Consider the following 25,852-nt stretch of genomic DNA (forward strand, 5'->3'; position numbering starts at 1 on the left):
CACCCCGGACGGACCCCATGCGCTCGGTCATCTGGTTGATCCTTCTCTTTGTGGCGGCCGTGGTCGCGGCCTCCGCGTTCGGGCAGAACGACGCACTGGTGTCGCTGTTCTACGGCCACTGGCGGCTGGACCTGTCGCTCAATCTGTTCCTGCTCGTGCTGCTGGGCGTGGTGATGGTGCTGTTCGCCACATTGCAGGCGGCCCAGTCCCTGCTGAGCCTTCCCGTGCGTGCGCGGGAATGGCGCGAGCTCAAGCGCGAACGTGCGGCCCAGGCCTTGCTGCGGGAAGGCTTCGGCGAGTTCCTGGCGGCGCGCTATGCGCGGGCGCAGCGGGCGGTCCAGAAGGCGCTGGACCTTCAGACCGAAGCGCGCGAGTTGGCGCAGGACCGCAATTTCACGGTGCAGGCACGATTGATCGCGGCCTCCGCGCTGCACCGCTTGCAGGACAAGATCGCGCGGGACGAGCAGTTGGCGCTGGCCCAGGCCTGCCAAGGCAGCGGTAGCACGTCGGAAGGCATCCTCCTGCTGTCCGCGCAATGGGCCATGGAGGACCGTGACGCCGGGCGCTGCATGGCCCTGCTGTCCGAGCTGCCGCCGGGTGTGGCGCGGCGAACCCAGGCTTTGCGGCTGAAGCTGCAGGCGGCCAGGCAGCTGGGGCGTCCCCTGGAGGCGCTGCAGACGGCCCGGCTGCTGGCCAAGCACCAGGGCTTCTCCGTCGGGGCGGCGCAGTCCCTGCTGCGCTCCCTTGCCATCGACGCGCTGGAGCAGGCGCTGGACGAAAGTCAGCTTGGCCGCGTCTGGCAGGGGCTGGACGAGGCCGATCGTCGCGATCCCTGGGTCCTGGCCGCAGCCGCCCGGCGTGCCGCCAGCTTGGGTGTTCCCGGGCTGGGTCAGACTTGGTTGTGGCCTGCCTGGGAGCAACTCCAGCGCCAGGACGGCGAAGGCCGGGAGCAGCTGGCGCTGGCCCTGGTGGCCTGTGTGGACGCGGTGGACACCCGTTGGTTGCCCGTGATGGAGCAGGCGCTGTCGCGCTACGGGCGCGAGCCTGCCATCGTCGCGGCGGCGGGCGCGGTGTTTGCCCACCGCCAGTTGTGGGGCAAGGCGCGCCGCCTGCTGGAGCAGACCGCCAGCGCCGAGAGCCTGCCCAGCCGGGTGCGGCGTCAGGCGTTGCGGGTGTTGGCGCGCATTGCCCGGCAGGAAGACGACGAGGCGCAGGCGGGCCATTTCGATCAGCGGGCCGCGGCTTTGGACTGATCGTCGGCTCAGGCAAAAAGTGCTTGCATCGAAAACTGGTTTCACCCTATACTGCTAGCTTCCGCATGCGGCTGTAGCTCAGTTGGATAGAGTACTTGGCTACGAACCAAGGGGTCGTGGGTTCGAATCCTGCCAGCCGCACCAGACAAGGAAAGCCAGCACTCAGGTGCTGGCTTTTTCACCTGAGTCACCTGCGGACAGTGAGCGGCTGTAGCTCAGTTGGATAGAGTACTTGGCTACGAACCAAGGGGTCGTGGGTTCGAATCCTGCCAGCCGCACCAGACAGAAAAGCCAGCACGTGCAAGCGTGCTGGCTTTTTTCATTTCTGCGCCGGTGTCGCCCGCGGTCGCATCGCGCGAACAGGGGACAGCATCGGGATCGGCCGAGAGGCCCATCTCCATGGTGCTGCGGCTGTCTGCAGCCTGACCGGCGGACGTTCTAGGGGTTGTGTTGTCACCGGGCCCCGAATCGGCTCTGCCTGTCGCGGCAAGGGCGGCATACTGCCCGCCGTCAAGCTGTCGTTCTCCCCTACGTTCACAGGGGGCGCCATGCAAGTTCGGGATTGTGCGGAGTCCAATCGGACGCGACAGTTCGCGAACCGAGATGGCGCATCCCGTGAAGGTGTGCCGCATCTTGGCCACGTGGTCACCCGATCACGGTGACACACTTGTCCGTGTGTCGCTAAGGCAGGGTGGCTGTTCCACCGTCCTGGCGAAGTACCTGTCCACAGCAGTTCCGATGGCCGCACCGCTGTTTCTTCTGGCGCCACCGAGGTCCTACACATCGCTGATGAACGCGATGATCGGGCAGCACCCGCAAACCTTTGGTCTGCCGGAGCTGTGCCTGTTCAATGTGGACCGGCTGATGGATCTCTGGGTCCGGCGCAGCGACGAGATCGAGAACTTCTCCAAGACGCGGCAGGGCCTGCTGCGCGCGGTGGCGGAGATCTACGGCGGCGAGCAGACCACGGCCACCGTCCAGATGGCCAACCACTGGTGCGCAGCCCGCCAGCACCGCAGCACCGCCGAGATCTACCAGGAGCTGGTGGCGGACATCCATCCGCTGATCGCGGTCGAGAAGAGCCCGTCCTACACCATCTCCATCAAGCGCATGCAGGCCATGTACCGCGCCTTTCCGGACGCGCGCTTCCTGCACCTGACCCGCCATCCGGTGGCCACCTGCAAGTCCATCATGGCCATGAACGACGGCGCCTTTGCGCTGTACGTGAACTCGATCGACTTCCTGGAAGACCGGGCCTTCGTCGATCCCCAGTTCGCCTGGCATGACCTGAACGCCAACATCCTGAACTTCCTCGACCAGGTGCCGGCCGAGCAGCAGATGCGCGTACGCGGCGAGGACATCATGCACGACCCGACCCAGTTCCTGGGCGACGTGTGCCGCTGGCTGGGTATCCGCGACGATGCCGAGGCCATCGACGCCATGATGCATCCGGAGCGCTCGCCGTTCGCCTGCTTCGGTCCCATCACCGCCCTGTTCGGCAACGACCCCAACTTCCTGCGCGGGCCGGAATTCCGTCCCCACAAGGTCAAGGTGCCGCCGCTGGACAAGCCGTTGGCCTGGCGCCCGGACGGCAAGGGGCTGTACCCGCAGGTGCTGGAACTGGCCGCGGAACTGGGCTACTCCTGAACACTGGACCGGCACCCAAAGAGCATTGGCATGACAGACAACCCAGAGCGCAAGCCGGGCACCCGCCCCCGACTCGGTCCCATCGACGGTGACCCGGTGACCAGCCATCCGGACCTCAGCAAGCTGTCCAAGCAGCAGCAGGCGCTGCGGCTGGCGGTCATCCAGGAATTCAAGGCCAAGAAGGTCAAGAAGTACGTCGAGAAGCAGGTCCAGTACATCAACGCGAACAGCCGGATTGCCGAGGGCATCAAGTTCCTGTTCGACGAGGAAGGCCGGCCGCCGCCCAACATGCCGATGGAGGACATCGTGGCGGAACGGCGGCACATCGAGTACGAGATCAAGTGGTTCGAGGCCATCCTCGACGAGTTGCGCAACCGCCTGGTGCGGGTCAAGGAGATCGAAGAGCACGCCCTCGATCTGCTGGCTGAGCGCTTTGCACGGGAGCACAAGGACGAATGACGCACTGCCATCCCACGCGCGCCAGGAGCCGGCCTCCCATGCGCCTCCTTCCCCTGCTGGCCCTGTTGACCGGGGCCCTGGCCGGTTGTGCCATGGGGCCCGATTACCAGCGTCCCGAGGTCGTCACGCCCGCGGCTTGGCGCACGCCGGAGCCCGGTGCGGCACCGGTGGCCGACCTGGCCAACCTGGCCTGGTGGGAATCCTTCGGCGACACCCAACTGGATGCGCTGGTCAAGCAGGCGCTGCAGAACAACCTGGACATCCGCATCGCGGCCGGCCGGGTGCGCCAGTACGCGGCGCGGGCGGACTTGGCCAAGGCCCAGCAGCTGCCCGAGGTGGGGCTGCGCGGCAGTTCCACCCGGGACAAGTTGAGTGAGGAGCGGCAGGTGCCGCTGTCCTCGCGCACGCCGGTCAACAGTGCGGCCTATGAGCTCCAGGCCCAGGTGAGCTGGGAACTGGACCTCTGGGGCCGGGTGCAGCGCACCAACGAGGCCTACCTGGCCGACCTGGCCGCCACCGATGAAGACCGGCGGGCCATCACGCTCACGGTGGTCGCCAATGTGGTCAGCGGCTATGTGCAGCTGATGGCGCTGGACCGGGAGCTGGCCCTGCTCAAGCAGGACGTGGCGAACCGGCAGGAAGTCATCCGTCTGGCCGAGGCGCGCCAGCAGGGGGGCGCTGGGACGATGCTGCAGGTCATGCAGGCCCGCGCGGCGCTGGAGGAAACGGCCGCGGCCGTGCCGGCCAAGGAGCGTGAGATCGCCGCAGCCGAGAACGGGCTGGCCATTCTGCTGGGCACCGATCCGGCAACGATCCCCCGGTCGACGGCACTGGATGCGCTGAAGGCGCCGCCGGTGCCCCAGGGGTTGCCCTCCTCCGTGCTGGAGCAGCGCCCGGACGTGCGCATGGCCGAGGCGAACCTGCGTGCGGCCAATGCCCGCATCGGCGTGGCCAAGGCGGAGTTCTTTCCGACAATCTCGCTGACCGGTCTGTTCGGCTACGCCAGCACCGATCTCTCGCGTTTCGTCACCGAGCCGGCCCTGTTCGGCAGCGTCGGCACCCAGCTGGTGGCCAAGGTGTTCGATGGTGGCCGCAACGATGCCTCGGTGCGCGAAGCCGAGGCGGTGCAGGCCCTGCATGTGGATGCTTACCGCCGCGCGGTGCGCAACGCCCTGATGGAGACCGAGGACGCGCTCGTCTACCACCAGAAGACCGTGCAGCGTCTGGATGCGCTGGCCCGGCAGATGAAGGCCGTGAAGTCGGTGGCCGAACTGGCGCAGAAGCGTTACCAGGGCGGTCAGGGCACCTTGTTCGAGGTACTGGATGCCGAGCGCCAGGTCACGGCCGCCCAGCGGCTGCAAATCGACGCGCTGCGCGACGAGCACCTGTCCCTGGTGCTGATCTACAAGGCCCTGGGAGGCGGCTGGAAGGTGGCGGCACCGGACGTGCTGCAGAGCGTCGCCGCGGATGACGCGGCGTCCAGCCCGAAGAATTAACAGCAGAAAGATCTGGTCATGACTGAGCAAACCAAGAAGGTGGCGCTGCCCGCCTATTTGCCCAAGCGCCTGGAGGCATTCAAGATCGTCAAGAACGATCAGCCCAGCTATCTGCTGCGCGACAAGCTGCTGAACAAGGTTCACGACATGGAGCCCTGGCAGTTCTTCCTGCTGGAGGTGTTGCCGGGTTGCGAGAACTACCCCAAGCTGCAGTCGGTGTTCGAAGACCGCTTCGGTCGCCCGATCTCGCAGCAGGAGATCGAGCTCTTCTTTGCCAGCCTGGCCGACCGCCAGCTGCTGGACATGGAGAACCCGACCCATGCCCTGCTGGAACCCTTCCGCACCAAAACCTACGAGGTGAAGGATGGTCAGGCGGTGGTCAAGACCCACACCGCCCAGGTGACCGGGGCTGCGGCGGCTGCGCCTGCACCGGTCCCTGTGCCCGCGAGTGCGCCAGCGGCCAAGCCCGGTGCGCCGGCCGGCCCGGAGGGCGACCTGCCGGCCGGCATGAACGATGCCGTGGGCTTCGACCCGCGGGCCACCCGCTGGATGCTCAAGCTCTTCGATCCGCGGCCGGCGCTGAAGCTGCTGAGCCCGGTCGTGGCCCCGCTGCGCTACATCGTCTACATCCTGCCCCTGCTGGTGGTGGCGGCGCTGATGCTGTGCTTCGAGTACAGCTACCTGATCGTGCAGGACATGGAGAACCTGCACAGCATGACCAGCCTGCTGGAGCATGTGATCTTCAGCATGTTCACGGTGAATCTGGTGGTCACGCTCACCACCGCATTCATCGCCTATGCCTTCCGTTGCACGGTCAGTGCCTTCGGCGCCTCCGTCTTCATGGCCTTCCTGCCACGCTTCGTGGTCACGGTCAGCCATGTCGAGCAGCTCTCCCGCCGCGAGCGGATGTGGCTGCAGGGCGGGCCCCTGCTGGCCCGTCTGGTGCTGTTCAGCCTGGGCGTGCTCATTTGGTACAACACCCGCGACGGTGGCAGCCTGGCGCCCAAGATCGGCATGGCGCTGTTCTTCATCGCCGGCATCGACCTGCTGTTCGTGTCGGGCAACCCGTTGGTCAAGGGCAGCGGTTACCACCTGCTCTCCGCCTTCGCGAACGAACCCCATCTGCGCGGCAAGGCCTACAAGACCCTGCTCAACCGCATGAACGGGCGTGCCTACAAGGACGCCGATGGCAGCCTGTTGTCCGCCTACGCGCTGCTGACCACGGTCTATGCCTTCGTGCTGGTCATCGTGGCCTGCCTGATGGTGGGTGCCTATCTGCAGTCGGTGATGCTGGGGGGCACGGCCATCGTGCTGGCCATCATCATGGGCGTCTATCTGCTCAAGCGCACCTTCAAGCGCCTGCAGATGATCCAGGCGGCCTACGAGCGCTCGGTGCAGTTCGACCGCTGGCGCAAGCGCACGCTGCCGGACACGGTGGGTGAGGCCGAGGACGAACTCAAGCCGCCCAGCAACTGGTCGCGCTACGTGAAGATCGCGGGCGCCCTCACGGCGCTGCTGATCCTGGTGATGCCCTATCCCTACGAGACCGGCGGACGCTTCAGCACCTACCCGAGCCAGCGTCAGGTCATCACCACCGACTTCGGTGGCGTCGTGCAGACAGTCAACTACGACGGTGGCGAGTCCCTCAAGAAGGGCGCCTTGATCGCCACGCTGGCCACGCCGGACTACCAGGCCCAGGTCAGTGTCTATGACGCCAAGGTGGCCGAGCAGGCCGCGGTGGTGGCCGACCTGAAGTCGAAGCCGAAGCCCGAGTACGTGGCCGTGGCGGAGCGTGAGCTGCAGGTGGCCATCGAGCACGAGAGCTTCACCAAGGCCCGTGTGCCCCGCATGGAGCGCATGTACAAGGATGGCGTCGTGTCCTTCGAGGAACTGGACGCGGCCCGCCGCGAATACCAGGTCGATACGATGCAGACCGCCGAGAAGCGCGCCGCGCTCGCGCTGGCCAAGACCGGTCCGACGAAGGATGAGATCGCCGCGGCCGAGGCCAAGCTCAAGTCCCTGAAGGACGAGCGGGACCTGTACGCCTCCAAGGTGGGGCGCGCCGCCCTGGTCATGCCCTTCGATGGCAATCTGCTGACCCTGCATCTGAAGGACCGCCTCAACAGCTACATCGACAAGGGGCAGGCTTTCGCCACCGTGGAAGACACCACGAAGGTGTCGGTGGAGATCCAGGTGCCCGAAACCGACATCTCCTTCGTCAAGGTGGGGGCCCCGGTGCGGGTGCGGCCTGTGGCCTTCAGTGACCGCATCTATGACGGCAAGGTGACGGTGATCGATCGCAACGTGACGACCGAGTCCATGGGCACGGTGGTGAAGGTCATCGCCGAGGTGCCCAACCCCCAGCAGGAACTGCGCACCGGCATGACCGGATACACCAAGATCGAGGGTTCCTCAATGCCGGTCTGGAAGGCGTTCACGCTGGCGGTGCAGCGCTTCGTCACCGTCCAGGTGTGGTCGTGGATCCCCTGACGGCCTGAAAGCCGGTGCCCTGGAGGCCTCCGCCTGGGCGGGGGCCTTTTTTCTGCTCGATTGAGTGACGTTGTGGCGCGAAGCGTGAAAGATGTCCCTCTTTTGGGTCTGGCCTGACGCGGCAGACTGCTGCGCATAATTCCAGGTGACGATTTGTCGCGATGTGAAGGGAAGTTGTGCGCAAGCGCGAGGATCTTCGGGGCATGTGCGGGCAAGCGCCGGCCAGGTTGTCTCTTTCGTGTGATTTCCCCCACGCGGGCCTCTCCGGGGCCGTTCCGCGATAGAGGTTAGGGATAGTCGCTAGCCGGATCGGCGGGGGACATTAGAGGCACATCAAGCTATCGGCTACATGATTCGCCCCGCCAGCAGGGTTGGTAGAAACCCCTTGGAGCGAGTCGTTGGCCAAGACCTCCGGCGCGACTGGCCGACGCGACCGTCTGCAGAACTGGCCCGAAGACATATGTCCAAGCAACTGTTCACCACGTTTGTCTTCACCCCCGCGGGCGCGTCTGAGGCGGCCTTGGCCATTGCCGCCTGCCGTGCCGGTGCGGTGGGTGTGGTCAATGCCGAGTTCCATCCCGACAGCCAAAGCGTGCTGGCGATACTGGCGACGGTGGCCCGTTTCTCCGGCCAGGGCTATGGCCTCAAGCTGGACCGCCTGGACCTCACGCTGGAGACTGCGCTGCGCTCGCCGGCCCTCTCCGGCCTGAGCTGGCTGATCGTCGAGCCCGCCGTGCTGGCCAGCGGCTGGGATCTGCTGGTTCAGCTGCGCGAGCGTGGCGTGCGGATCCTGGTCGAGGTCTGTGCGCCGGTGGTGCCCGCGCTGCCCGCCGATGGCGTGGTCGAGGGCTGGCTGCTCAAGGGCAATGAGGCCGGCGGTTTCGTGGGGGAGGATGCCAGCTTCATCCTGATCCAGAAGTGGCTCAAGCTCAGCAAGCTGCCGCTGTACCTGCGTGGTGGTGTCACGCCCCATGTGGCCGCGGCCTGCCACGCCATCGGCATGGCAGGTGTGGTCCTGGATTCGCAGGTGCTGTTGCTGGAAGATGCCGGCCCCTCCGATGCCCTGGTCGCCCTGCTGGGTAATCTGTCGGGCAACGAGGCCCAGGCCATCGGTGACGGCGAGCACGGCGAGTACATCCGGGTGCTGGTGCGCCCCGGCCACAACGCCGCGCGCCAACTGGCCGTGGAAGGCGAGGGCGCCGGCTTTGAGCGCCTGAAGGGCCTGGTCCAGGGCAAGATCGACTGGGTGAACCTGCGCGCTGGCCTGCTGCCGCTGGGACAGGATGTGTGCTTCGCCGGCGCCTGGCGCAAGCAGTACCGCCGCCTGGGCGAGGTGCTCAAGGCCATCGATGCGGCCGTCGCCGACCATCTGCCTGCTGCCGTCCGGTCGCAGGCCTTGGCCAAGAGCGCCCCGCTGGCCGAGGCCCTGGGGATTTCGTATCCGCTGGTGCAGGGGCCGATGACCCGCGTGTCCGACAGTGCCGCCTTTGCCCAGGCCGTGGCCGAAGGCGGGGCGCTGCCGATGCTGGCCTTCGCGCTGCTCAAGGGCGAGGCCCTGCGCAAACTGCTGGATGAATCCACCCAGCGCCTGGGCGACAAGCCCTGGGGCATCGGCCTGCTGGGCTTCGCGCCCCAGGCTCTGCTGGACGAGCAACTGGCCATGGCGGCCGAGCACAAGCCGGCCTACGCCATCATCGCCGGCGGCCGCCCCGACCAGGCCGTGACACTGGAGAAGGCCGGCATCGCCACCTTCTTGCACGTGCCCTCGGCCAACCTGATCCCGATGTTCGTCGGGGAGGGTGCGCGCCGCTTCATCTTCGAAGGCCGCGAGTGCGGCGGTCACATCGGCCCCTTGAGCAGCTTCGTGCTCTGGAGCACGATGGTCGACAAGTTGCTGGAAGAGCTCGCCAAGGGCAAGGTCCCCCCGGCCGAGCTGCAGGTGCTGTTCGCCGGCGGCATCCACGATGCCGTGTCGTCCGCCTTCGTGCAGACCCTCGTGGCTCCGCTGATGGCCAAGGGCGTCAAGGTCGGCATCCTGATGGGCAGTGCCTATCTGTTCACGAAGGAGATCGTCGAAAGCGGTGCCATCGTCGAGCAGTTCCAGAAGGAAGTGATCGAGTGCGACCACACCGTGGCACTCGAATCGGGCCCCGGCCACGCCAGCCGCTGTGCCTACACCGCCTTCGCACAGGACTTCTTCCGCCAGCGCGACCAGATGCGCGAGGCCAAGGTGCCGGTGGACGAGGCCCGCAAGGTGCTGGACGACCTGGTGATGGGGCGCCTGCGCATCGCCTCCAAGGGCACCACCCGCAGCGGCCTCAATGGCGCGTTGGAGACCCTCACGCCCGAGCGCCAGAGCGCCGAGGGCATGTACATGCTGGGCCAGGTCGCCACGCTGCGCGCCGAGGTGACCGACATCGCCACCCTGCACCGCCAGGTGACCGATGACGCCGCCGCACTGCTGAGCGACCGGCTCGAGGCCAGTCAGCCCGATGCGGTGGCGGCGCCCGCGATCCCGCCGGCCGACGTGGCCATTGTCGGTATCGCCACCCTGCTGCCCAAGGCGGCGGACGTGCGCGAGTACTGGGAAAACATCCTGAAGAAGGTCGACGGCATCAGCGAGATCCCGTCGCACCGCTGGGACTGGCGCCTGTACTTCGACAGCGACCGCCATGCCAAGGACAAGATCTACTCCAAGTGGGGTGGCTTCCTGGACGACGTGGCCTTCGATCCGATGAAGTTCGGCATGCCGCCGAAGTCGCTGGAGGCCATCGACCCGATGCAGCTGATGGCGCTGGAAGTGGCCCACCGTGCCCTGGCCGATGCCGGCTACGTGGACCGTCCCTTCGACCGCGAACGCGCCTCGGTCATCCTGGGCGCCAGTGGCGGCACCGGGGATGTGGGCACCCAGTACGGCCTGCGCGCCGAGCTGCCGCGCTTCGCCGGCCAGCTGCCCGATGACGTGGCGGACCGCCTGCCCGAGTGGACCGAGGATTCCTTCGCCGGCATCCTGGTTAACGTGATCGCCGGGCGCATCGCCAACCGTCTGAACTTTGGTGGCGCCAACTTCACCACCGATGCTGCCTGCGGCTCTTCGCTGGCGGCCGTCTACCAGGGCGTGGGCGAGCTGACCGCCGGTCGCAGCGACTTCGTGCTGGCCGGTGGCGTGGACACCGTGCAGGGGCCCTTCGGCTTCCTGTGCTTCAGCAAGACCCAGGCCCTGTCCCCGCGCGGCCGCTGCGCCAGCTTCGACCAGGAGGGCGACGGCATCGCGATCTCCGAGGGCATCGCGATGATCGCCCTCAAGCGCCTGGCCGATGCCGAGCGCGACGGCGACCGCATCTACGCCGTGATCAAGGGCGCCGGTGCCAGCAGCGACGGCAATGCCAAGGGCATGACCGCGCCGCTGCCGGCCGGTCAGCTGCGCGCCATGCGCCGTGCCTATGTGCAGGCCGGCTTCGGCCCGGCCGAGGTGGGTCTGTTCGAGGCCCACGGCACCGGTACCGTGGCTGGCGACACGGCGGAGCTGGAAAGCACCAGCCTGCTGATGCGTGAGCAGGGGGTGGTGCCGCACGCTGCGGTGGTCGGCTCGGTCAAGACCATGATCGGCCACACCAAGGCCACGGCCGGCGTGGCCGGCCTGATCAAGGCCGCCCTGGCGCTGCAGCACAAGGTGCTGCCGCCGCATCTGCACGTCAAGAAGCCCAACAAGATCCTGCTGGCCGAGGATGCGCCGCTGCACGTGTTGCTGGATGCCCAGCCCTGGCTGACCAGCGACGACACGCCGCGCCGCGCCGCCTGCAGCGCCTTCGGTTTCGGCGGGACCAACTTCCACGTGGTGATGGAGGAGTACACCCGGGAATACCGCCCCTGGCTGCGCAGCGCGCCGATGAACCAGTGGTCGGCCGAGCTGGTGCTGCTGGCCGCCGATGACAAGGCGCAGCTCGTCGCCAAGGCGGTCGCACTGGGCGAGGAACTGCCTGCGCTCGGTGCGCTGGCCCTGCGCGACCTGGCCGCCACCCTGGCGTCCCAGTGGCAGCCGGGCGTGGAGACCCTGGCCGTGGTGGCCAAGGATCTGGCCGACCTGACCGACAAGCTGGGCAAGGCCGCGGCCTTCCTGAACGGCCAGGTGCCGATGCTGCCGCCGGGCGTGCACCACGGTGCGGCCGGTGCCGAGCCGGGCAAGGTGGCCGTCCTGTTCTCCGGCCAGGGTTCCCAATACCCGATGATGGGCCGCGAGCTGGCGGTGGCCTTCCCGCAGGTGTCCGACGCCCTGTCCGAGGCCAACGCCGCGTTGAAGGCACCGTTCGAGGCGCGCTTCGGCCGTGGCAGCACGCTGGGTCGCTTCATCTTCCCGCCGGCGGTCTACGATGAAGAAGGGCTGGACGCCGCCCGCAAGGCCCTGACCAGCACCGATGTGGCCCAGCCTGCGCTGGGGGCCATCGAGGTGGCCTTGCTGCGCCTGCTCAAGGGCATGGGCCTGGCCCCGGACATGGCGGCCGGCCACAGCTATGGTGAGTTCGTTGCCCACCACGCCGCGGGCGCCTATGGTCTGGACACGCTGATGCAGCTGTCGGCGGCGCGCGGTCGCTTCATCGTCGATGCAGCCAAGGCCGACGGTGCCGAACTGGGCACCATGGCGGCGGTGCAGGCCCCGCGGGCCGATGTGGATCGCCTGTTGGCCGATGTGGCCGATGTCGTGGTGGCCAACCACAATGCGCCGCTGCAGACCATCATCTCCGGCACCCGGGCGGGCGTCGAGGCCGCCATGGCCAAGATGACCGCCGCCGGCTTCGATGTCACGCCCATCCCGGTGGCCGCGGCCTTCCATTCCAAGCTGGTGGCGCCGGCCCAGTCGGCGTTGGCCGAGATGATCGAGGCCACCGACTGGCAGCCCGGCCAGATCCCGGTGTACTCCAACGCCACCGGGCGCCCCCATGCCGAAGACGTGGCCACCGTCAAGCGCAGCATGGCCGAGCACCTGGTGCAGTCGGTCGAGTTCGTCGCCGAAGTCGAGGCCATGTATGCCGACGGCGCCCGCACCTTCATCGAAGTGGGTCCGAAGTCCGTGCTGGCCAAGCTGACCGCCAAGATCCTGGCGGGCCAGCCGCACAAGGCCATCGCGCTGGACGATGGCTCGGGTCTGGGCGGTTTCCTCAACGGCGTCGCCCAGATGCTGTGCGCTGGCGTGGACCTGGACCCGTCACCCCTGTTCGGCCGCGATTGCCGCGTCGGCGACCCGGCCCAGCTGGGCGCCCTGCAGCGCATCGTCAGTGTGCCCAAGCATGCCTGGATGATCAACGGCAGCGGCGTGCGCCGCCTGTCGGACCCGGTGCGCCAGATCGGCGTCACGCTGGAGCAGGCCCAGAGCCTGAGCCTGGCGGTGGCCCCGGTGGCCGCTGCCGCGGCCCTGTCGGTCGCGCCGGCGGCCGCCACCCTTTCCATGCCGGCGGCGGCCACGCCCTCGGTTCCGCAGCCCGCAACCCCCCCTTCACGTTGGAGAAGAGAGCCCCGTATGGATGAACGACGTCCCCTGCCACCGGCAGGATCTTCCGGCGTCATGTCGGAATACTTCGAGACCATGCGCCAGTTCCTGGAAACCCAGGAACGGGTGATGGCCATGTTCGTAGGCGAAGGCGTGGCCGCTCCGGCCCGTCCGGCCCGCCTGGCGCGCCCTGCCCAGCCGGTGGCCCTGGCCCGTGTGGCCGAGGCGCCGCCGGTGGCACCGGCCGTCGTCGTGCCGCCCGCGGTGGTGCCCGCCGCCGTGGCGCCCGTGGCGCCCCCGGTGGTGGTGCCCGCGCCGGTGATGCCGGCCCCGGTGCCCGCTCCCGTGGCTGCCAAGCCTGCGCCGGCGCCCGCACCGGTGGCTGCGGCGCCCGTCGCCGCCGCTCCTGCGGCCGGCGCGGCGCTGAGCCGTGAGCAGATGGTCGACATGCTGCTGTCCATCGTCGAGGAAAAGACCGGCTACCCGCGCGACATGGTGGGTCTGGACCAGAACCTCGAGTCGGACCTGGGCATCGACTCGATCAAGCGCATCGAGGTCGTCGGCGCCATGCTGCAGAAGCTGCCGGAAGGCCTGCGCGCGGCCCTGACCGAGAGCCGCAGCAAGCTCAACACCCAGCCCACGCTGAACGGCATGCTGGACATCATGGGGTCGGCCAAGAGCGGGAGCGCTGTCGCCAGCCCTTTTGATGTTGCCGAGACGGGATCAAAGGCCGCTGCACCCGCCAGCAGCGGCCACCCGCCTCGGCATGTCGTCGTGCCCGTGCACGAAGCCCTGGAAGCCGATGCACTGAAGCAGTTCAAGGCCGGCCTGTTCGTCATCACCGATGACCTGACAGGCCAGGCCAAGGCCCTGGCAGGCGCCCTGCGCGAGCAGGGGCGCGAGTCCGTCCTGGTGGGACGCGACGTGCTGGGCAGTGAATCGGCCCTGATCGAGTGGGCGGCCAAGCTGCGCGAGAGCGCGCAGCCCTTGGCCGGCCTGGTCCACCTGGCCGAGCTGGGCAGCGAGATGCTGCCCCCGCAAGGCTCGGTGGCCGAATGGCGCCAGCAGCTGCTGGTGAACGAGAAATCGCTGTTCCTGCTGCTGCGCGAACTGTCGGCCAGCCTGGGCGAGGGCGCCCATGTGATGTCGGTCAGCGCGCTGGGCGGCTACTTCAACCGCGCCGGTACCCATGTGCCGGCCGGCCTGACCCTGCAGTCCGGCGCCGCCGGCATGCTCAAGTCCTTCCATGAGGAGCGTCCTGAGCTGCGGGTCAAGATCGTGGACCTGGACCCCAGCCAGTCGCCGGCGGCCCAGATCCAGACCGTGATGACCGAGCTGGAGGTCGTGGGCGGCCGCCAGGAAGTGGGCTATCCCGACGGTCAGCGCACGGTCTTCAAGACCGAGGCCATGGTCGCGCCGGTCGACCCGGCCCGCATGGCCCGGCTGCAGGGCATCGTGGTGCTGGCCACCGGCGGTGCCCGCGGCATCACCGCCGAGGTGCTGCGCGAACTGGCCCTGCCGGGCAACACCCTGGTGCTGACCGGCCGGGGCGCCTGGCCCGCGGCCGAGCCGGCCGAGCAGGCCGCGCTGACCACGCCGGAGGCTCTGCGTCAGCACTTCATCGCCGAAGTGCGCGCGGGCAAGAGCGCGCTCAAGCCGGCCGAGATTCAGAAGAAGGTGGCGGCCGTGATGGCCGCCCGCGAGATGCTGGGCAACCGCGCCGACTTCGAGCAGCGCGGCGCCAAGGTCGAATACCGTTCGGTCGACGTGGGTGACGATGCCGGCATGAAGGCCCTGATCGAGGACCTCTACGCCCAGTTCGGGGCCATCCACGGCGTGCTGCACGGCGCCGGCGTGATCGAGGACAAGTTCCTGGTGGACAAGGCCTCGGACAGCTGGGACCGCGTGGTCAACACCAAGGTCATCGGACTGCTGCTGCTGCAGAAGTACCTGCGTCCCGAATCGCTGCGCTTCCTGACCGTGTTCAGCTCGGTGGCCGGCCGGTACGGCAACAGCGGCCAGTCCGACTACGCCACCGCCAACGAACTGATGAACCGCCTGTGCTGCCAGCTCTACCGTCGCTGGGGTGGTCAGGTCAACGTCAACGCCCTGTGCTGGGGACCGTGGGGACCGACGATGTTCGGTGCCGGCATGGTGACCGCCGAGACCGAGGCCAAGTTCGCCGAGAAGGGCGTCTACCTGGTGACGGCGGCCGACGGTCGTCAGCTGCTCAAGGACGAGTTGCTGCGCACCGACGACACCTACGTCGAGATCATCTGCGGTGCCGGCCCCTGGGAGCAACGCGAGGCCGATCTGGGCCGCGTGCAGCTGCAGGCGCCCGCGGCGCCCGGCAAGGTGCTTGGCGCCCTGCTCGGGGCGGCGGAGATGATGACCCTGCCGATGGGCGGTCAGGTGGTGAGCTTCGCCATCGACGCCAACCATGCCTACCTGCAGGAACACCGCATCGATGCGACCCCGGTGCTGCCGGCGGCCGTGGCGCTCGAGTTGCTTTCCCAGGCCGGCCACGCGTTGTGGCCGGGCTGGCGTGTGGTCGAGGTCAAGGACTTCCGTCTGATGAAGGGCGTGGAGCTCAAGGAGGCCGTGCGCCGCTTCGACATCGTGATCAACCCGCCGCCTTATGGCAGCGCGGAAGGTTTCGAGGTGGTGGCCACGCTGCAGAGCGAGCAGCAGGGCGGCAAGACGGTGGTGCACTACAAAGCCGTGCTGCGGCTGGAGCAGCGCCTGCCCGAAGGTTTCAGCCACCCGGTGCGCGCGCGCTTCGAGAAGAAGCTGCCGGTGGCTCAGGCCTATGACCAGTTCCTGTTCCACGGGCCGCGCTTCCAGGTGATGACGGCGCTCAAGGGTCTGTCGGCCGATGCCGCCGCCGCCACCGTGGTGCCGAGCGCGCCCCATGGCTGGCTGCGCGGCGTGCCGGCCGAGCATGACCGCTGGGTCTTCGACCCGGCGATCATCGATGCCGGTCCGCAACTGGCCATCGTCTGGGCGCGCGAGTTCCGCAACGAGACCTGCCTGCCGACCCGCTTCGGCCGGGTGGTGCGCTACGTGGACCAACTGCCTGAGCAGATGACCATGTCCCTGGAGGTGGTGCCGCTGGACGATGCCGGCCTGGTGGGCGCCAACGTCTATTACACCAACGCCGCCGGCGAGGTGGTGATGATGATCGAGGACATGCAGTGCATCGCCAGCCAGGCCCTGAACCGGCTGGGCGGCACCGCCGGTCAGCAGCCCAGCAAGTCGTCGGTGTGAGTTTGTTGCAATGACCGATCTTTCCCAAGGAGTCCCCGTGAGCGGGAACGCATCCACCCCGGCGCCGGTCGCCATCATCGGCATGGCCTGCATGTACCCGCAGGCCCCCAATCTGCAGGCGTTCTGGCGCAACATCATCGGCGGGGTGGACGCGATCTCCGAGCCAGTGGACTCCTGGGATGCCCAGCGCTATCTGGACACCGGTCGCATCAAGACGCCCTACGGCGGCTATCTGCGGGACCTGTACCGCTTCGATCCGCGCGAGTTCGGCATCATGCCGAGCTCGCTGGACGGCGGCGAGCCGGACCAGTTCCTGGCCCTGAAGGTGGCGGCCGAGGCCCTGAAGGACGCGGGCTACCTCGACCCGTCCTACGACCACCGCGACACCGGCATCGTGCTGGGCCACAGCACCTACCTGCACCGCGGTCAGGGAACGCTGATCCAGAACCACATCGTGGTGGACCAGACGGTGGAGATCCTGCAGGCGGCCTGCCCCCACCTGGGGCCGGAGCAGCTGGAATCGGTGCGGGCGCTGCTGGCCAAGAAGCTGCCGGCCGCAACGCCCGACATCGCGCCGGGCCTGGTGCCCAATGTGATGACCGGCCGCATCGCCAACCGCCTGAACCTCAAGGGCCCCAACTACCTGGTGGACGCGGCCTGCTCGTCTTCGCTGCTGGCGGTCAATGCGGCCATGGACGAACTGCGCCTGGGGCGCAGCAAGCTGATGATCGCGGGCGGTGTCAATGCCTCCCTGCCGGCCGAGGTGGCGGTGATCTTCACCCAGCTGGGCGCGCTCAGCGGCCGCGGCAAGGTGCGCCCCTTCGAGAAGGGCAGCGACGGTACGCTGCTGGGCGAAGGCCTGGGCATCGTGGTGCTCAAGCTGTTGGATGAAGCGCTGGCCGATGGCGACCGCATCTACGCGGTGCTGCGCGGCGTGGGTCAGTCCAGTGACGGGCGAGGCACTGGTCTGCTGGCCCCCAGCATGGAGGGTGAATCGCTGGCCGTCCAGCGCGCCTACGCCGAAAGCCGCGTGGACCCGTCCACGGTGGGCCTGGTGGAGGCCCACGGCACGGGCATCCCGCTGGGTGACAAGACCGAGATCGCGTCGCTCAAGTCGGTGTTCGGGGCCCGCACGGCCGGGCAGGGCAGCATCGCGCTTGGTTCGGTGAAGTCCATGATCAGCCACACCATCCCGGCGGCGGGCATGGCCGGTCTGATCAAGGCCTCCCTGGCACTGCACCACAAGGTGCTGCCACCGATGCTGTGCGACGAGGTCAACACCGAGCTGGGCATCGACGACACGACGCTCTACGTCAACAACGAAACCCGGCCCTGGATCACCCCTCAGGGCGCACCGCGCCGCGCGGGGGTGAATTCCTTCGGTTTCGGCGGCATCAACACCCACGCCGTGCTGGAAGAGGCCCCGGTGGCTGCGGCCAAGCCGGCGCGCTGCATGCCCTGGCCGTCCGAGCTGTGCGTGCTCGCGGCTGACACGACCGAGGCCCTGGTCGAGCGCATCGCGCAGGTCCAGGCCTGGCTGACCGCCCGCACCGATCTGTCGATGGGCGACATCGCCGCCTCGCTGGCCGGTCAGGTGGGCGAGGGCGCCTGTCGCCTGGCCATCGTCGCCAGCGACGCTGCCGGGCTGAACAAGCAGCTGCAGCAGGCGCTCAAGAAGCTGGGCAGCGGTGGCGCCACCTCCTGGGCCACCCGCGGCGGCATGTTCTACAGCGCGCAGCCGCTGGAGGGCAAGCTGGCCTTCATCTTCCCGGGCGAGGGCTCGCAGTACAGCGCCATGCTGTCGGACATGGCCCAGTGCTTCGATGATGTGCGCGACTGGCTGGACTTCTGGTGCGGCCTGTACCCGGATGTGCCGGGCGAGCGCCGCACCGACATCGCCTTCCCGCCGCCCACCGGCCTGAGTGAGGCGCGTCGTGCCGAACTCGAGCGGCGCATGCACGACATGGACGTCGGCTCCGAAGCCGTGTTCGTGGGCGCGCAGGCGCTCAATGCCCTGCTGGGCACGATGGGCGTGCAGCCTGACGTGATGCTGGGCCACAGCTCGGGCGAGTCGTCGGCGCTGGCCGCCTCCGGCGCCATTCCTGCGGCGTCTTCGCAGGAGCTGGCCGAGTTCATCCGCGAGCTCAACCGCGTCTACCGTGAGGAGTTGGCCAACGGCTCGATCCCGACCGGCGCCTTGCTGGCCGTGGGTGCCATGGACCGTCCCAGCCTGGATCAGCACCTGGCCGAAAGCGGCCCGGGCGTGGTCGTGGCCATGGACAACTGTGCCAACCAGGTGATCCTGTACGGCGCGGCCGATGTGATGGCCACGCTGCAGCAGCGTCTGACCCAGGCCGGCGCCATCTGCATGCCGCTGCCCTTCGACCGCGGCTACCACACGCCGGCCTTCGACACCGTCACCAAGGCCTTCCTGAAGTACTACAAGGCCATCAAGCTGGGCTCGCCCCGCGTGCCGCTGTACTCCTGCGCCACCACCGGCCTGTTCCCGGACGGCGCCACCGCCATCCGGCAGACGGCCGCGTCGCAGTGGTCCACCACGGTGCGTTTCCGCGAGACGATCCAGAAGATGCACGACGACGGCGTGCGCTGGTTCATCGAGGTCGGCCCCTCGGCCAACCTGACGGCTTTCGTGAACGACATTCTGGCCGGGCGCGACTACGTGGCCGTAGCCACCAACCAGCGCAAGCGTCCCGGCGTGGACCAGTTCCTGATGGTGCTGGGCCAGCTCTGGGTCAACCGCAAGCCGGTCGCGCTGGGCAAGCTGTTCGAGCAGCGTGCGCTCACGCAGGTGCCGCTGGGCGACCTGTCGGTGCCCAAGGCCAAGGGCATTCTGCTGGACAACACCATGCCGCAGATGCACCTGACCGAGGCGGAGCGCGCCCAGCTGGGCACGCTGGCCGCACCAGGCGTGGTGCAGGCCGTGGCCGCACCGGTCCAGGCGGCGGCTGTCGAAGCGGCCGTGCCCCTGGCGGCGGCTGCGCCGGCCGTTGCTGCCCCTGCACCCACGGCGGTGGAGGCCACCGAGGATGCCGAGCTGGCGCTGCGTCAGCAGGTCATGGGCGAGTACTTCGACATGATGCGTGGCTTCCTGGCCCAGCAGCAGTCGGTGATGGATCGCCTCCAGCCCGAAGCTTTCGAGGGGGCCGAACCCCAGGATCTGGATCCGGTGACGGAGGCCACGGGCTTCCTGGACGAGATCCTCGAGCAGGATGCCGACCATCTGGTGGCGCGCTGCACCCTGAACCTGGCCAAGGACAACTTCCTGCGCGACCATGTGCTGTCCGGGCGGGTGGATCCCCAGGACGCGGTGCTGGGCCTGTCCTGTGTCCCGATGATGGTCAGCCTGGAAATCATGGCCCAGGCTTGCGCGGCCCTGGCCGGCAATGTCAACGTCACGGTGGTCGAGCATGTGCGCGCCTTCGACTGGATCGCGCTCGACGCGGGCGAGGTCGCGTTGACCGTCGAGGCCCGGCTGGTCGATGCGGCCCAGCAGCGCTACGCCGCCGTGCTGTCCGGTCCGTCCGGCAAGCTGGTCAGCGGCGAGTTCCTGTTCCAGCCGGTCTGGCAACTCCCGGGATTGGCCTCGCTGAGCGAATGGCGCAGCTCCCTGTGGAACGACGAGGAGCTCTACACCTGCGGCATGTTCCACGGCCCGGTGTTCCAGAGCATCACCCACATCGACGGCTGGGACGACGCCGGCATCGACTGCCAGCTCTCGCCGGTGAGCCTGCGTGACTTCTTCGTGCCGGGCCAACCGACCCGGCTGGTGCTGAACCCGGTGCTGCTGGACGCCATGGGGCAGCTCGCCGCCTACTGGATCGCCCAGTTCGCCGGCACGGACTTCAACTGCTTCCCGTCGACCATCGACCGCATCGAGCTCTACAGCCCCTGTCCGGCCGACCTGCCGAACTTGCGCCTGCTGGCCCGCCAGCATTCGCTGGATCCGTCGAGCAACGAGGTCTCGGCCCCCCGGGCCTGGCAGTTCGAGTGCCTGGACACCCAGGGCCAGCCGCTGGTGCGGGTGAGCAATCTGGTGAATGTCTTCTTCCCGGTGCCCAACCGCTTCTACCAGGTGCGGCGCGACCCGCTGCAGGGCTGGCTGGGCCAACCCATGGCCGCGGGGGCCGAGCGCGGCACCCTGGTCTGGGCACTGGAGCACCTGCCGGAGGACTTCTGCAGCCAGTCGGCCAACATCTTCCTGCGCATCCTGGCCCACATCTACCTGAGCGCGGAAGAGCGCGAGGCCTGGGCGGCATTGACCGGCAACGCCCGGCACAAGCGGCAGTGGCTACTGGGGCGCGCCTGCATCAAGGAGGCGGTGCGCTACTGGGTGGTCCAGCAAACGGGTGAATGGCTGTACTCCTCCGAGATCGAGGTGCGCCACGACGCCCTGGGTGCCCCCTGGGTGGATGGTTGGTGGCGTGACCAGCTGATCGCAGCTCCGGAGATTTCGCTGACCCACAACGATTGGGGCAGCGTGGTGGCGGTCAATCCGCCCCAGGTGCCCGTGGGGGTGGATGCCGAGCAGTGGGGACGCATCCGCAGCCCGGAACTGTTCGCAGCCTCGCTCAGCGAGCAAGAGCGTTCGGCCCTTGGCGCGATTCCTGCTGGGCAGCAGAGTGAACATCTGCTGGCCCTGTGGTGCGCCAAGGAGGCGGCGGCGAAATGCCTGGGCACAGGACTGCAGGGGCAGCCCGAGAAGTTCGAGGTTCGCTTCCTGGATGCCGCAGGACACAGCGCCCAGGTGGTGCATGACGACATGCAGATGGAGGTTTCCTTGTACAGGGATGCCCAGACCGTGATCGCCCTGGCTGTCGAGCAGGGCGGCGCGGAGGTGTCCTGAGGTGATGCGGATGCCCGTGTGCTTCCCCAGGGTCGTGAAATACGACAAGGTGCATGCCCCTGTCCTGTGCATGGGCGGCGCTACCATGTCCACGGATTCAGAGGATGAGATGCCTGCCCGGCTGAGGACGCCGGGCCATTTGGAGTAAGCCGTCATGCCCGTCGCACAAGTCAATGGCGTCCGTCTGAACTATGTTCAGATGGAGCCGCAGAACGCCGAGGGCGAGGTCGAAGACCTCGTGATGGTGCATGGTCTGGCCACCAACCTCGCGTTCTGGTACTTCCACTACGCGCCGGTGTTCTCACAGCGCTTCCGGGTCACCCTGTATGACCTGCGCGGCCATGGGCGCTCGGAGATGACGCCGGGCGGCTACACCCCGCCGCAACAGGCCCAGGACCTGCTGGGCCTGATGGACCACCTGGGCATTGCCCGGGCCCACTTCCTGTCCCACAGCTACGGGGGCGTGATCACGCTGAACGCGGCCTGCCTGGCCCCCGAGCGCTTCCGCAGCCTGGTGCTGGCGGACACGCACATTTCGGCGGCTCGCCACCAGCGTCAGTGGGAGGCCGGCCAGTTCGGCGAGGAGATGCAGGCCATCCTGCAGGCCCACCACATCCATCTGGACACGCGCGACCCGTACTTCGGCTACAAGCTGCTGACGGAGGTGGCGCATCTGCAACTGCGCAGCGAAGAGGTGCCGCCCGCGCTGGCCGAGCTGGTGAGTCCCTTCATCGGCAAGTACGGCAACCGCACTGCCAGCCAGTGGATCCGCCTGATGGACCAGACCGAGGCCGGCAAGGAGTTGATGGGCAGCGACGACGGCCTGCGGCTGGAGGAATTGCGCAAGCTCGCCTTCCCGATCATGGCGATGTACGGCGACCATTCGCAGGCACGCCTGACCGGCCGTGAGCTGCTCAATGTCTGGGGCCATGCGGTGTTCCGCCGGGTGCCCGACGGCGGGCACTTCTTCCCGTCCTCGCGCCCCAAGGAACTGATCCATGGCTGCGAGCGCTTCTGGGGAGGAGAATTCCACGCGCGGCACCGTCAGCGGGCCGGCGAGGCGAAGAAGAACTTTTTCCGCAGCGACCGGATCATCCAGTCCGGCGATGCGTGGTACTTCATGACACGTGAACAGGCCCGGGTGGGGCCGGCCGCCAGCCGGGAGGAGGCCGAGCAACTGCTTGCTTCCTTCATGGCGGCCATGGCAACGGAAGAACAGAGTGCGGCGGCCGTCTAACAAGCTTGGGATCTATCCGGGGTTCAGTCAGCGCGATTTCCGCCTGATCGCGCATGGGGGGTTCGGGGATGGCCTGAATGCCTACGCGCATTCGATGGCCTACTACAAGGACCATCTCTATGTCGCCACCACCCGGGGCAACTTCCCCTTCATGAAGGCGCGCCTGCCCATCGGCATGGACGTCTGGCCGGTGGAGTGCCCGGAAAGCCCCTTCGATCTCGACATGCATGCCGAGATCTGGCGCTACACGCCGGCCGAGAACAGCTGGGAGAAGGTCTTCAAGGCGCCGACCATCATCGGCAGCCACGGCAAGCCCATTCCCCGCGAGCTGGGTTTCCGCGGCATGGTGGTGTACCAGCCCACGCCCACCTCCGAGCCGGAGCTGTTCGTGAGCACCTGGTCTCCCGCCCGGGGGCCGGGGCCCAACATCCTGCGCTCGACCGATGGCCGAAACTTCGAGCCGACCTGCGAGCCGGGCCTGGGGGGCTTGCCCGTCACGACCATCCGCACCATGGTGCCCTTCAAGGGTCGCATGTTCACCACCCCGGCAGGCTCGCGCGGGGGCAACCCGAACGTCTCGGCCCACTCGGTGGTGTACGAGAGTTCCGATCCCGGCAGCGGCGAGTGGGAGCCGGTGTCCGATTTCGGTTTCGGTGATGCGGGCAACAAGACCATCTTCGAGATGGCCGGTTTTGGTGACCACCTCTATGTGGGCACCTTCAACCTCGAAGGCTTCCAGATCTGGCGCAGCACGGTCGAAGGCCCCAAGCCCTATGTGTGGGAGAAGGTCGTCGAAAAGGGCGCCTACCGCGGGCCGCTGAACCAGTGCGTGCTGAGCCTGTATCCGTTCAAGGGCCACCTCTATGTGGGCGGCGGCATCCAGGGCGGTGGTGTGGACACGCAGAACCGCATCGGCCCGGCGCCGCCGGAGATGATCCGCATCGCGCCGGACGGTCACTGGGACCTGCTGGTGGGCGAGAGCCGCGACACGCCGATCGGACGCAAGGAGGCCCTGTCGGGCTGGTTGCCGGGCTTCGACAACTTCTTCAACGGCTACTTCTGGCGCATGTGCGCACACGAGGGCTGGCTCTACATGGGCACCTTCGAGTGGAGTTCCGTTCTGGGCTACGCCAACCGTCGCCGCTGGCCGCCGGCCTTCACCAACATCGTCAACAAGCTCACGCCGGAATTCCTGCTGGAACATTCTTGCGGCTTTGACCTGTACCGCAGCTACGACGGCGTGAACTGGGTGCCGGTGACGACCAATGGCATGGGCAACCCGTACAACATGGGGCTGCGCACCCTGGTGTCGACGCCGCATGGCATGTTCATTGGCACGGCCAACCCCTTCGGGCCGAAGATCATGCCGTTGGGCGGGGACCGCTATGTGCCCAACCCGCGGGGGGGATGCGAGGTCTTCCTGGCCTCTTCGGATGCCTGAGGTGCCCGGCGTGTCAACCGCCCTGGGCCCCCGGCGCGTTGGACGGTGCATGTGTTGCGCCGTCGCAAAGGATCATTCATGCACGATCGAAGCAAGCGTTGGGCCCTGGCTGCTCTGGGGGGGCTGCTCATGACCCCGGCCTTTGGCGGACCTCTGCGGGACGCGATCGTGGACCGCGTGCTGTCCCGCCGTATCGAGGCGGCACAGGAAAGCGGCGAATTTGGCGAAGGCAAGTCCGAGCCGCTGACCCTGCCGTCCTATGTGAAGGCCCAGTTGGACGTCAGCTATGGCGCCGATCCGGCCCAGCGCCTGGACGTCTACATGCCTTCGGTGCGCAATGGCAACGCGCCCATGCCCGTGATCTTCATGGTGCATGGCGGGGCCTGGATGATCGGTGACAAATCCACGGCCAACGTGGTGATGAACAAGATCACCCGCTGGATCCCCAAGGGCTATGTGGTGGTTTGCCCGAACTACCGCATGCTGCCCAAGACCGACGTGCAGGGCGAGGTCGACGACGTGGGCAAGGCATTGGCCTACGCCCAATCCCATGCGGCCGACTGGGGCGGCGATGCCAGCCGCTTCGTGCTGATGGGGCACTCGGCCGGCGCCCACCTGGTGTCCCTGATTTCCGCTGCGCCGGAACTGGCGCTGAACCAGGGGGCCCGCCCCTGGCTGGGCACCGTGTCGCTGGACAGTGCTTCGATGGACGTCGTGCGCACCATGCAGGAGAAGCATTACAGCTTCTACGACAAGGTGTTCGGCTCGGACCGGGGTTTCTGGCAGCAGGTGTCGCCCTATGGGCGACTGCGCAAGGCGCCGGCACCCATGATGCTGGTGTGCTCCACCAAGCGCGCGGACTCCTGTCCCCAGGCGCGCAGCTTCGCCGACAAGGTGAACGCGCTGGGCGGCAAGGCCACGGTCTTGCCGGTGGACCTCACCCATGCCGACGTGAACAAGAAGCTGGGTGAGTCCAGCGCTTACACCGATGCGGTCGAGGGCTTTCTGCGCAGCATCGGCCTGAACTGAACCCGCACGCGCGAACCGGCATCTGCCCGGCCGCCCGACTCCAGGGCCCAGCCATCGGTGGCCCTGGAGTCGGCGTGTTGGTGCACCCGCCGCCCGCTGATGCCCAGGGCCAAGGCCTCGGAGAGCAGTTTCGCGGTCTGATCTGCGGTCAGTTGCAGCGCGAAATGCTGCCAGCGGCGCAGCACCCGCTCGTCGGCCCAGGCATCCTCCAGGCCTTGCTTCAATTCCTCGGTGCTGGCAGGGCGGCCGTTCTGCCAGACACGGGGCAGGAAGCCACCCACGAAGACGCGGAACGCCAGGCGACTGGTTTCAGGAAGCCGGTCGGCCAGGCGGTTCAGGCGCTGGCTCCAGCCGTCCAGCTCGATCTGCAGCGTGAGCCAGACCTGCAGACCCTGGATGGGGTTGAGCACCCGGACCCGGTTGGGTGGCAGGGCACGCAGCGGGCAACGGGCCGCTTCCTCGTGGGGCTGCGGCGTCGCCAGCAGGACCAGGCAGGCCAGACGCTCCCATTCCGCGGCACTCAGCTGGCGAAACAGGCCGTCGGCGGAACTGGCTGCCTCACGCGCGGCGGCCAGGGCTGACGCTCCGGTGATGCCCTGCAGGGCCTGGGCGACCCGCGCGCAGACCAGGGCCAGATTGCCCGCGGCATAGCCCGCCGCCTGGTTCAGTCGCACCACCCGGGCCTGGTCCGTCAGCGCCTCACGGCTCACCGGGCACGTGCTCGCTCCGAGTTGCTTCAGGAAGTGAGGCGTGACCAGCAGGTCCTCGAAGGCGAGGCCCTGTTCCCAGGCCTCGATGCGCAGATGCAGCCAGCTGTGCACCTCGGGGTGGGCGGGGCGGGTGCGTCCGGCAAAGGCGCCGCGGCCGGCCTGCCAGCCCTGGCGCAGGGGGTTGCCCGGCAGCAGATGGCGCTGGGGCGGAAGCAGGCCGTGACGGGCATGGTCCCAGCCGATGGCGTAGCCGGCCTGGAAGTCGGCGTCGGTCAGCGCATCGAGTGCATCCGAAACCGCGGGCGTGCCGCCTTGGGCGGCGAGCAGGGGGGCGGGCAGATCGTCGAAGGCGAAAGAGGTCTGTGCCATGGTGAAGCGCTCCTCGGTAACGTCGAGTCGGCGGCTGGCCCGCCGGGCAGCCAAGGAACCCTTTCCCTCAGCATGGATGTCAGTTTGGCCGGCCATGAGCTCATG

At 67.9% G+C, this 25,852-nt stretch carries 11 protein-coding genes and 2 tRNA genes; 12 read left to right on the forward strand and 1 reads right to left on the reverse strand.

Features of this window, described 5'->3' with window-relative positions:
• The first annotated feature begins 17 nt into the window (after positions 1 to 17).
• The 12 genes from LRM40_RS06960 (at position 18) to LRM40_RS07015 (ending at position 24,668) form a co-directional block, all read left to right on the forward strand.
• Positions 18 to 1,253 (forward strand): heme biosynthesis protein HemY, encoded by a 1,236-nt coding sequence (locus LRM40_RS06960; RefSeq protein ID WP_151124284.1) that lies wholly within the window; start codon positions 18 to 20, stop codon positions 1,251 to 1,253.
• Between the two features lie 67 nt (positions 1,254 to 1,320).
• A tRNA-Arg gene (locus LRM40_RS06965) sits at positions 1,321 to 1,397 on the forward strand.
• A 60-nt stretch (positions 1,398 to 1,457) separates the two neighbouring features.
• Positions 1,458 to 1,534 (forward strand) — tRNA-Arg (locus tag LRM40_RS06970).
• Positions 1,535 to 1,991: 457 nt separating this feature from the next.
• The gene (locus LRM40_RS06975) at positions 1,992 to 2,900 is read left to right on the forward strand and encodes a sulfotransferase family protein (protein ID WP_151124283.1); all 909 of its coding nucleotides are present in this window, start codon (positions 1,992 to 1,994) and stop codon (positions 2,898 to 2,900) included.
• 30 nt (positions 2,901 to 2,930) lie between these two features.
• The gene (locus LRM40_RS06980) at positions 2,931 to 3,359 is read left to right on the forward strand and encodes a hypothetical protein (RefSeq protein ID WP_151124282.1); all 429 of its coding nucleotides are present in this window, start codon (positions 2,931 to 2,933) and stop codon (positions 3,357 to 3,359) included.
• Positions 3,360 to 3,397: 38 nt separating this feature from the next.
• Complete coding sequence (locus tag LRM40_RS06985) at positions 3,398 to 4,855, forward strand: efflux transporter outer membrane subunit (protein WP_170288873.1); 1,458 nt, start codon at positions 3,398 to 3,400, stop codon at positions 4,853 to 4,855.
• An 18-nt stretch (positions 4,856 to 4,873) separates the two neighbouring features.
• Positions 4,874 to 7,345 (forward strand): HlyD family secretion protein, encoded by a 2,472-nt coding sequence (locus LRM40_RS06990; protein WP_151124280.1) that lies wholly within the window; start codon positions 4,874 to 4,876, stop codon positions 7,343 to 7,345.
• A gap of 460 nt (positions 7,346 to 7,805) precedes the next feature.
• A complete protein-coding gene (locus LRM40_RS06995) occupies positions 7,806 to 16,097 on the forward strand; it encodes a type I polyketide synthase (protein WP_231067774.1) in 8,292 nt (2,763 codons plus the stop codon).
• 37 nt (positions 16,098 to 16,134) lie between these two features.
• Positions 16,135 to 20,961: a type I polyketide synthase gene (locus LRM40_RS07000; RefSeq protein ID WP_211372986.1), complete on the forward strand. Its 4,827-nt coding sequence runs from the start codon at positions 16,135 to 16,137 to the stop codon at positions 20,959 to 20,961.
• A gap of 154 nt (positions 20,962 to 21,115) precedes the next feature.
• A complete protein-coding gene (locus LRM40_RS07005) occupies positions 21,116 to 22,198 on the forward strand; it encodes an alpha/beta fold hydrolase (protein ID WP_151124013.1) in 1,083 nt (360 codons plus the stop codon).
• A 94-nt stretch (positions 22,199 to 22,292) separates the two neighbouring features.
• Positions 22,293 to 23,639 (forward strand): hypothetical protein, encoded by a 1,347-nt coding sequence (locus tag LRM40_RS07010; protein ID WP_231067775.1) that lies wholly within the window; start codon positions 22,293 to 22,295, stop codon positions 23,637 to 23,639.
• 78 nt (positions 23,640 to 23,717) lie between these two features.
• Positions 23,718 to 24,668 carry an alpha/beta hydrolase gene (locus tag LRM40_RS07015; RefSeq protein ID WP_211372987.1) on the forward strand — a complete coding sequence of 317 codons (951 nt, stop codon included), beginning with the start codon at positions 23,718 to 23,720 and terminating at the stop codon, positions 24,666 to 24,668.
• Here the strand turns inward: LRM40_RS07015 and LRM40_RS07020 are convergent.
• Complete coding sequence (locus LRM40_RS07020) at positions 24,620 to 25,747, reverse strand: hypothetical protein (RefSeq protein ID WP_151124015.1); 1,128 nt, start codon at positions 25,745 to 25,747, stop codon at positions 24,620 to 24,622. The genes LRM40_RS07015 and LRM40_RS07020 overlap by 49 nt on opposite strands.
• Positions 25,748 to 25,852 lie beyond the last annotated feature (105 nt).

The organism is Ideonella dechloratans, from assembly GCF_021049305.1.
GTDB lineage: Bacteria > Pseudomonadota > Gammaproteobacteria > Burkholderiales > Burkholderiaceae_C > Ideonella > Ideonella dechloratans.